The sequence below is a fragment of the Candidatus Accumulibacter aalborgensis genome (genome assembly GCF_900089955.1).
In the GTDB taxonomy this organism is placed as follows: domain Bacteria; phylum Pseudomonadota; class Gammaproteobacteria; order Burkholderiales; family Rhodocyclaceae; genus Accumulibacter; species Accumulibacter aalborgensis.
The window spans coordinates 24260-30779 of sequence record NZ_FLQX01000093.1 but is presented as its reverse complement, the minus strand read 5'-3'; the positions used below and the strand labels follow the sequence as shown (position 1 = coordinate 30779).

Genomic DNA, 6520 nt, shown 5'->3' with positions numbered 1-6520 from the left:
CGGGCTCGTCCAACAAACGGATCAGATCGTGGCTTCGCACGATCTATCCTTATTCGTTAGGCCGTAGGCCGTAACCCAACAGCCCGCCGCAAAAATGTCGGGTTACGCTGCGCTAACCCGACCTACGGAGCTACAGGGCTAACGCGGGCGCCTGCCGAAGCCGAGCAAGCCGAGGGAGGCGGCGACAAGCAATGCGCTGCCTGGCTCGGGCATTGCGGTGGAGACGTTGTCGAACACGCTCCTGTGGGCCAACGCGACGCAACGACACCCACATCACGAGCGGCAACCTGAACAAGTTCCTCCCGAAAATGACAATCCCGGCGCCGGGCCGGGATTTATTCATGGGGATAGCAGTTGCTCAGTGCGCGGTCGGCGCGAACAGCTCAACCAGACTCTGCCTCAAGTCGGTCAGCCAACATGATGTTCAACTCCTGTAGATCATCGATCCTGGGGTTAAAGAAAGAATTCCTCCAGCCTTACGAAGACCTCGTGTTCGGCGCCGTGCCGGCGCACGGCGAGGACATCCTCGAGCTTTTCGACCTGCTTGACCATCTGGTCGAGGCGTGCGTCCTCATTGACCAGCAGCCAGATGCGACTCGTTGCGCCATTGCCCACCGGCATGACCAGGATGCCCTCGACGTTGTACGCGCGGCGCGAGAACAGGCCGACGACGTGCGACATGACGCCGGGATGGTTATAGACGTCCAGTTCGAGCACCGTGCGTGCCACGGCCTGGTTTTCGGTTCGTGTCAGCGAATTCATCGTTTAGCCTCCGATCATTTCCTTGTTGGCGGCGCCGGGCGGCACCATCGGCAACACCTGCTCGTGCATGGCGATGCTGGCATGGATCAGCATCGGGCCACGCGCCGACAAAGCTGCGGCCAGCGCGGCGAGTGGGTCGCTCTCCTTGTCGAGGTCTATCGCCTGAACCCCGAAACCCTCGGCGACCCGGATGAAGTCGGGCATGCCCTTGAATTTCGACGCGTAGATGCGTTCCCCGTAGAACATCGTCTGTTGCTGAAAAACCAGGCCCAGCGACGAGTTGTTCATCAGCACGATCTTGACATTGACGTCTTCCTCGGCGGCGGTCACCAGTTCCTGCACATTCATCAGAATGCTGCCATCGCCGGTGAAACAGACCACCGTCCGTTCCGGTTCGGCCAGCGCCGCGCCGATCGCCGCCGGCATACCGAAGCCCATCGTCCCGAGACCGCCCGAGGTCAACCACTGCCGGGGCCGGCGCAAGGGATACGCCTGCGCGACCCACATCTGATGCTGACCCACGTCGGTGGTGATCGTCGCCTCATCATCGAGGCAATCGGCGACCGCACGGATCAGACCGTAAGGCGTACGCGGGTCGTCAATCCCCGGCATGCGCAGCGGATGGTCCGCTTTAAGGCTCGCCACGCGTGACAGCCACGGCTGCCGCCGTTGCGCCTCGACACCCGGCAGCAGCCGTTCCAGCACGGTGCGCACATCGCCGGTAATGCCGACATGGGCGGTCTTGATCTTGTCCAGTTCCGAAGGATCGATGTCGATGTGGATGATCTTTGCCTGCGGGCAGAAACCCGCCACCTTGCCTGTCGCCCGGTCGTCGAAGCGGGCGCCGATGGCGATCAAGAGATCGCACTCGTCGAGCGCGAGGTTGGTGCAGCGCGCCCCATGCATACCCAGCATACCCAGCGAAAGCGGATGATCGACCGGCATCGCGCCAAGCGCCATCAGGGTCATCACCGTCGGTAGCCCGGCCTGTTCGGCCAGCGCCACGGCGGGTTCGGAAGCACCCGAATGGACGACGCCACCGCCGAGGTAGAGAATCGGCTTGGCGGCCTGATTGATCATCGCCGCCGCACGGGCAATCAGTTCGTCATCCGGCGCCGGGAGGGCATCGGCGCAGCCCGGTTCGGGCCACTCGGCGACTTCGACGAGTTGATTCTGCACGTCCTTTGGAATGTCGACCAGCACCGGCCCGGGACGACCCGAGGCGGCGATACGGAAGGCGCGCGGAATGACGCTCAGCAGGTCGTCGGCTGAATTGACCAGGAAGTTATGCTTGGTGACCGGAATGCTCAGGCCATAGGTATCGACTTCCTGAAAGGCATCGGTACCGATCATCGCCCTGGGCACCTGGCCGGTGATCGCGACCAGCGGAATCGAATCGAGTTTGGCGTCGGCGATCGCCGTCAGCAGGTTGGTCGCCCCGGGGCCGGAAGACGCCATGCATACCGCAGGCAGGCCGGTGGCACGCGCCATTCCCTGCGCCATGAAGCCTCCGCCCTGCTCGTGCCGGGCCAGGACATGGTGGATCAGCGCTGACTGCGAAAGGGCATCGTAGATCGGCAGGATCGCCCCGCCGGGAATGCCGGCCAGCGTACGGACGCCCTGTCGTTCGAGCAGGCGCACAACGATCTGTGCGCCGGTGAGGATTTCGGGTGTTTGCTTGGGCAAGGGACTCTCCTTCAAAAAAACTGCCGGTTTCGGCGTAGCCAGGCGTTGATCCGCAAAAAACGAAACCCCCGCCCGGCTTGCACCGGCGGGGGTTTCTGGAATCTGCTGTCGTTTGCTGCTCTTCGACTTATCTGCTTCCGGCCCTCGACGGTGCGCCAAGTGGTACGCGTACCAGGCGTACCCCACGGACGACCGAAACGCCGACCGATCTGACGACCGCTATTTCAGCCACAACAGGCCAAGGAGCATGGAAGTCGTTGGAACGGGGCATCGTCGCGAGGTCGAAGTCAGAAGGGTGAAACTCGATTAGAACCGAGAGCCACGAAAAATGCAAGCCCGTAGATGCGCCGAGTACGAAGCGCGTCAATCGCCACGCATGCGCTTCCCTTCGGTCAGCGCAGCCTACGGCTGGCAGGCGAAACTCAGCCGAGTGACACTGCTTCCCCCGTCTGTTGCGAAACGAGCTGCGACAGTTTGCTCATCAGTTCCTCGCCGCTGCGCGTGTCCTGCCAGCGAGTGCCGTCCCAACGGTAATGAAAACCGCCGGATCTGGCGGCGACCCAGACTTCCTGTGCGGCATCGTGTCGATTGACGATGATCTTGCTGCCGTCGGCAAACTCGATTTCCAGCACGTTGTCGCTGACCATTTCGAAGTCCAGATCGGCGCCGCTAAGCTCCAAACCGCTTTCGACCTGCTTCAGCGCGGCATCGGCGAGCGCGTTGAATTCGCTATCATTCATCCTGTGCTACCATCCTCCGTTTTTGATGACACTCAGACTTATGCGGCCACCTCTTGTGCTGACTTTGCTGGCGACCATCGCGCTGCTTGGCGCCTGCGGCCACCGGGGGCCGCTGACGCTCCCGCCGCAACCGACTGCGCCGATCAGGCCAGCCGCGGCTCAACCGTCGCCCGCACCGGCACCGGAGGCGACCACCACTGCGCCCAGCGCCAAAGATTCTAACACGGCCGGAGACGCCTCCCGATGAGCGCTTTTACTCGCATCAGCGGCGTATTGCATGCTGAATCCGTGTCGCTGGTCGACGTCGCTGCGCAGTTCGACACCCCGTGCTGGGTCTACTCACGCGTGGCGCTTGAAGCGGCGCTCGACGAGTTCCAGGATCAACTGATCGGCTTCGATGCGCTTGTCTGTTATGCCGTCAAGGCGAACTCCAACCTGGCCGTGCTCGACGTCCTGGCTCGCCGCGGCGCCGGTTTCGACATCGTTTCCGGCGGGGAATTGAGGCGTGTGCTGGCCGCCGGCGCCGATCCGCGGCGAATCGTTTTCTCGGGCGTCGGCAAGACCGCTGCCGAGATGGAACTGGCGCTGACCACCGGCATCCTCTGTTTCAATGTCGAGTCCGCTGCCGAACTGGAGCGCCTCAACGCCGTGGCCGGAAGTCTGGGCAAGACAGCACCGATCAGCCTGCGCGTCAATCCCGACGTCGACGCGCGCACCCACCCTTACATCTCGACCGGCCTCAAGGAAAACAAGTTCGGTGTCGCGTATGAGCATGCGCGGGCGCTCTACGGTCGCGCCGCCAGCCTGCCGAACCTCGAAATCAGCGGCATCGACTGCCACATCGGATCGCAGTTGCTCGATCCGGCGCCGTTTGCGGAAGCGCTCGACAAGATCCTGGCGCTGGTCGATCAACTCGCGACTGACGGCATTGTGCTGCGCCACATCGACCTCGGCGGCGGCCTCGGCATCCGCTATCGCGACGAAGAGGTGCCGACCGTCAAGGCCTACCTGCAGCCCCTGCTCGAGAAGCTCAAGGACCGGCCCCTGCAAGTTCTTCTCGAACCGGGACGCCGCCTGGTCGGCAATGCCGGCCTGCTGTTGACCCGTGTCGAGTATCTGAAGCCCGGCGAAGTGCGGAATTTCGCCATCGTCGACGCGGCGATGAACGACCTCGCTCGCCCGGCGCTGTATGGCTCGTGGCACGACATCGTGGCGGTCGTTCCACGTCAGGAAACGACCGCGGCCTGGGAAATCGTCGGCCCGGTCTGCGAATCGGGTGATTTTCTCGGCCACGGCCGCGAACTGGCACTCGCGGCAGGCGATTTGCTGGCCATCCTGTCGGCCGGTGCCTACGGAATGGTCATGAGTTCGAACTACAACAGCCGTCCGCGCGCGGCCGAAGTCATCGTCGATGGCGATCGAGTCCACCTCGCTCGCCGTCGCGAGACCGCCGATGAACTCTACGCGCTTGAACGCTGCCTTCCCTGACTAGCTCACCCGCTCGGAGTGGGCTTCTCCAGCAGGGAGTGCAGCGACGCAGCGCGCTGCGTCGCTGCACTCTACTTCACCACGAGCAAGCTATCGTCCCATTTCGCGTGCTTCTCGAAACCGAGCAGATTGGCGATCGTCGCGGCGATGTTGGACAGACCGGCGGTGGCGTTCTGCGCGAGGCCCAGCTTGCCGCCGCTGACGTTGTCGTAGAGGATCAGCGGCACGGGATTGAGCGTATGCGCAGTCTTGGCTTTGAAGGAGCCGTCAGCATTTTTTGCCGGCTGTTTGCTCTTCTTGTCGATTTCATACATCTCGTCGGCATTGCCGTGGTCGGCGGTGATCAGCGCCACACCGCCGAGCGCGTCGATGACCGGCAGAATACGCGCCAGCTCGAGGTCCACGGCCTCGATGGCCATCGTCGCCGCGCGGAAGTTGCCGGTGTGCCCGACCATGTCGCCATTGGCAAAATTGCAACGCAGGGTACGATACTGGCCGCTTTTCAGTGCCTCGATCATGGCGTCGGCGATCTCCGCTGCCTTCATCCAGGGCCGCTGTTCAAAGGGCACGACATCGCTCGGCACTTCCTGGTAGGTCTCACCGTCGAATTTGTTTGACCGGTTGCCATTCCAGAAATAGGTGACGTGGCCGAACTTCTGGGTTTCCGAGCAGGCAAACTGGGTCAGGCCGGCCTTGGCAAACCACTCGCCCATGGTATCGAGAATCGCCGGCGGATCGACCAGGAAGCGCCTGGGCAGCTTGAGATCCCCGTCGTACTGCAACATGCCGGCATAGGTCACGCTGGGGACGCGCACGCGATCGAACTTGTCGAAAGTCGCTTCTTCGAAGGCTCGCGTGATCTCGATCGACCGATCGCCACGGAAATTGAAGAACACCACCGAGTCGCCGTCCTCGATTGTGCCGACGGGTTGTCCGTTCTCGGCGATGACGAATGGCGGCAGGTCCTGATCGATCGTTCCGGGAAACCTGACGCGCAGCGCCTCGACGGCGGCCGAAGCGCTCGCGTACTGATCGCCTTCGCCGAGGACATGTGTGTGCCAGCCCTTGTCGACCATTCTCCAGTTTGCTTCGTAGCGATCCATGGTGATGTTCATCCGGCCACCGCCGGAGGCAATCCGGGCGTCGAAGCCGCCGCTGCTGACTTCGGCGAGGAAGGCCTCGAAGGGCAGCAGGTAGTCGAGAGCACTGGTCTCGGGTACGTCTCGACCGTCGAGCAGGGCGTGAATCCGCACCGCCTTGACGCCCTCGTCGCGGGCACGCAGGACCATCGCCCGCAAGTGATCGATATGGCTGTGCACATTGCCGTCGGAGAAAAGGCCGAGGAAGTGAATCACGCTACGCCCTGCTTTGGCGCCAGCGACGATCTGCTGCCAGGCAGCACCCTGCCATATCGCGCCAGAGGCGATGGCGTCGGCCACCAGTGATGCGCCCTGACTGTAGACCTGTCCTGCGCCGATGGCATTGTGACCGACTTCGGAGTTACCCATGTCCTCGTCGGAAGGCATGCCCACCGCGATACCGTGGGCGCGCAAGGTAATGTTCGGGTAATTGGCGAAAAGCTTGTCGAGGGTCGGTTTCCGGGCCGCAGCGATGGCACTGCCGAGATCGGACCTGGCGATGCCATAGCCGTCCATGACGATCGTGACGACAGGACCCTGAATTCCGGGGAAAGAGGCAGACTTCTGCAACATGATGGTTTCCTGGGGAAGTGGAGAGGTGAGCGGGAAGGCCGCCACGAACCGGAAATCGGCGGCGTAAGGCGCAGTATACCTCAAGCCGGGTTCCTTGGTCGGACAAAGGAACCCATTTTAAAACGGGTACTT

6 protein-coding genes are annotated in these 6520 nt (G+C 62.7%); 2 read left to right on the top strand and 4 right to left on the bottom strand.

The annotated features are described in order from the left end of the window. Positions 1 to 453 precede the first annotated feature (453 nt). The 3 genes from ilvN to cyaY all read right to left on the bottom strand — a co-directional run bounded on the left by ilvN (position 454) and on the right by cyaY (position 3188). Entirely contained in the window at positions 454 to 762 is a 309-nt protein-coding gene (gene ilvN / locus ACCAA_RS05415) for an acetolactate synthase small subunit (RefSeq protein ID WP_186406210.1), read from the bottom strand. A 3-nt stretch (positions 763 to 765) separates the two neighbouring features. After that, on the bottom strand, positions 766 to 2448 hold the full coding sequence (gene ilvB, locus ACCAA_RS05410; RefSeq protein WP_186406209.1) for an acetolactate synthase large subunit: 1683 nt from the start codon (positions 2446 to 2448) through the stop codon (positions 766 to 768). Between the two features lie 422 nt (positions 2449 to 2870). Beyond that, complete coding sequence (cyaY, locus tag ACCAA_RS05405; RefSeq protein WP_186406208.1) at positions 2871 to 3188, bottom strand: iron donor protein CyaY; 318 nt, start codon at positions 3186 to 3188, stop codon at positions 2871 to 2873. A 25-nt stretch (positions 3189 to 3213) separates the two neighbouring features. On the opposite strand from cyaY, the gene lptM reads away from it, so the two are divergent. Further along, positions 3214 to 3435 carry an LPS translocon maturation chaperone LptM gene (gene lptM / locus ACCAA_RS21780; RefSeq protein ID WP_342674030.1) on the top strand — a complete coding sequence of 74 codons (222 nt, stop codon included), beginning with the start codon at positions 3214 to 3216 and terminating at the stop codon, positions 3433 to 3435. Then, on the top strand, positions 3432 to 4676 hold the full coding sequence (gene lysA, locus ACCAA_RS05400; RefSeq protein ID WP_186406207.1) for a diaminopimelate decarboxylase: 1245 nt from the start codon (positions 3432 to 3434) through the stop codon (positions 4674 to 4676). The genes lptM and lysA overlap by 4 nt, the downstream gene beginning before the upstream one ends. 71 nt (positions 4677 to 4747) lie before the next feature. Here lysA and gpmI read toward each other — a convergent pair whose 3' ends face one another. After that, the gene (gene gpmI / locus ACCAA_RS05395; RefSeq protein ID WP_186406206.1) at positions 4748 to 6388 is read right to left on the bottom strand and encodes a 2,3-bisphosphoglycerate-independent phosphoglycerate mutase; all 1641 of its coding nucleotides are present in this window, start codon (positions 6386 to 6388) and stop codon (positions 4748 to 4750) included. Positions 6389 to 6520 lie beyond the last annotated feature (132 nt).

Coding starts and splice junctions, on each gene's coding strand:
- ilvN (WP_186406210.1), bottom strand. CDS start 762: ATGAATTCGCTGACACGAACCGAAAACCAGGCCGTGGCACGCACGGTG.
- cyaY (WP_186406208.1), bottom strand. CDS start 3,188: ATGAATGATAGCGAATTCAACGCGCTCGCCGATGCCGCGCTGAAGCAG.
- lptM (WP_342674030.1), top strand. CDS start 3,214: ATGACACTCAGACTTATGCGGCCACCTCTTGTGCTGACTTTGCTGGCG.
- lysA (WP_186406207.1), top strand. CDS start 3,432: ATGAGCGCTTTTACTCGCATCAGCGGCGTATTGCATGCTGAATCCGTG.
- gpmI (WP_186406206.1), bottom strand. CDS start 6,388: ATGTTGCAGAAGTCTGCCTCTTTCCCCGGAATTCAGGGTCCTGTCGTC.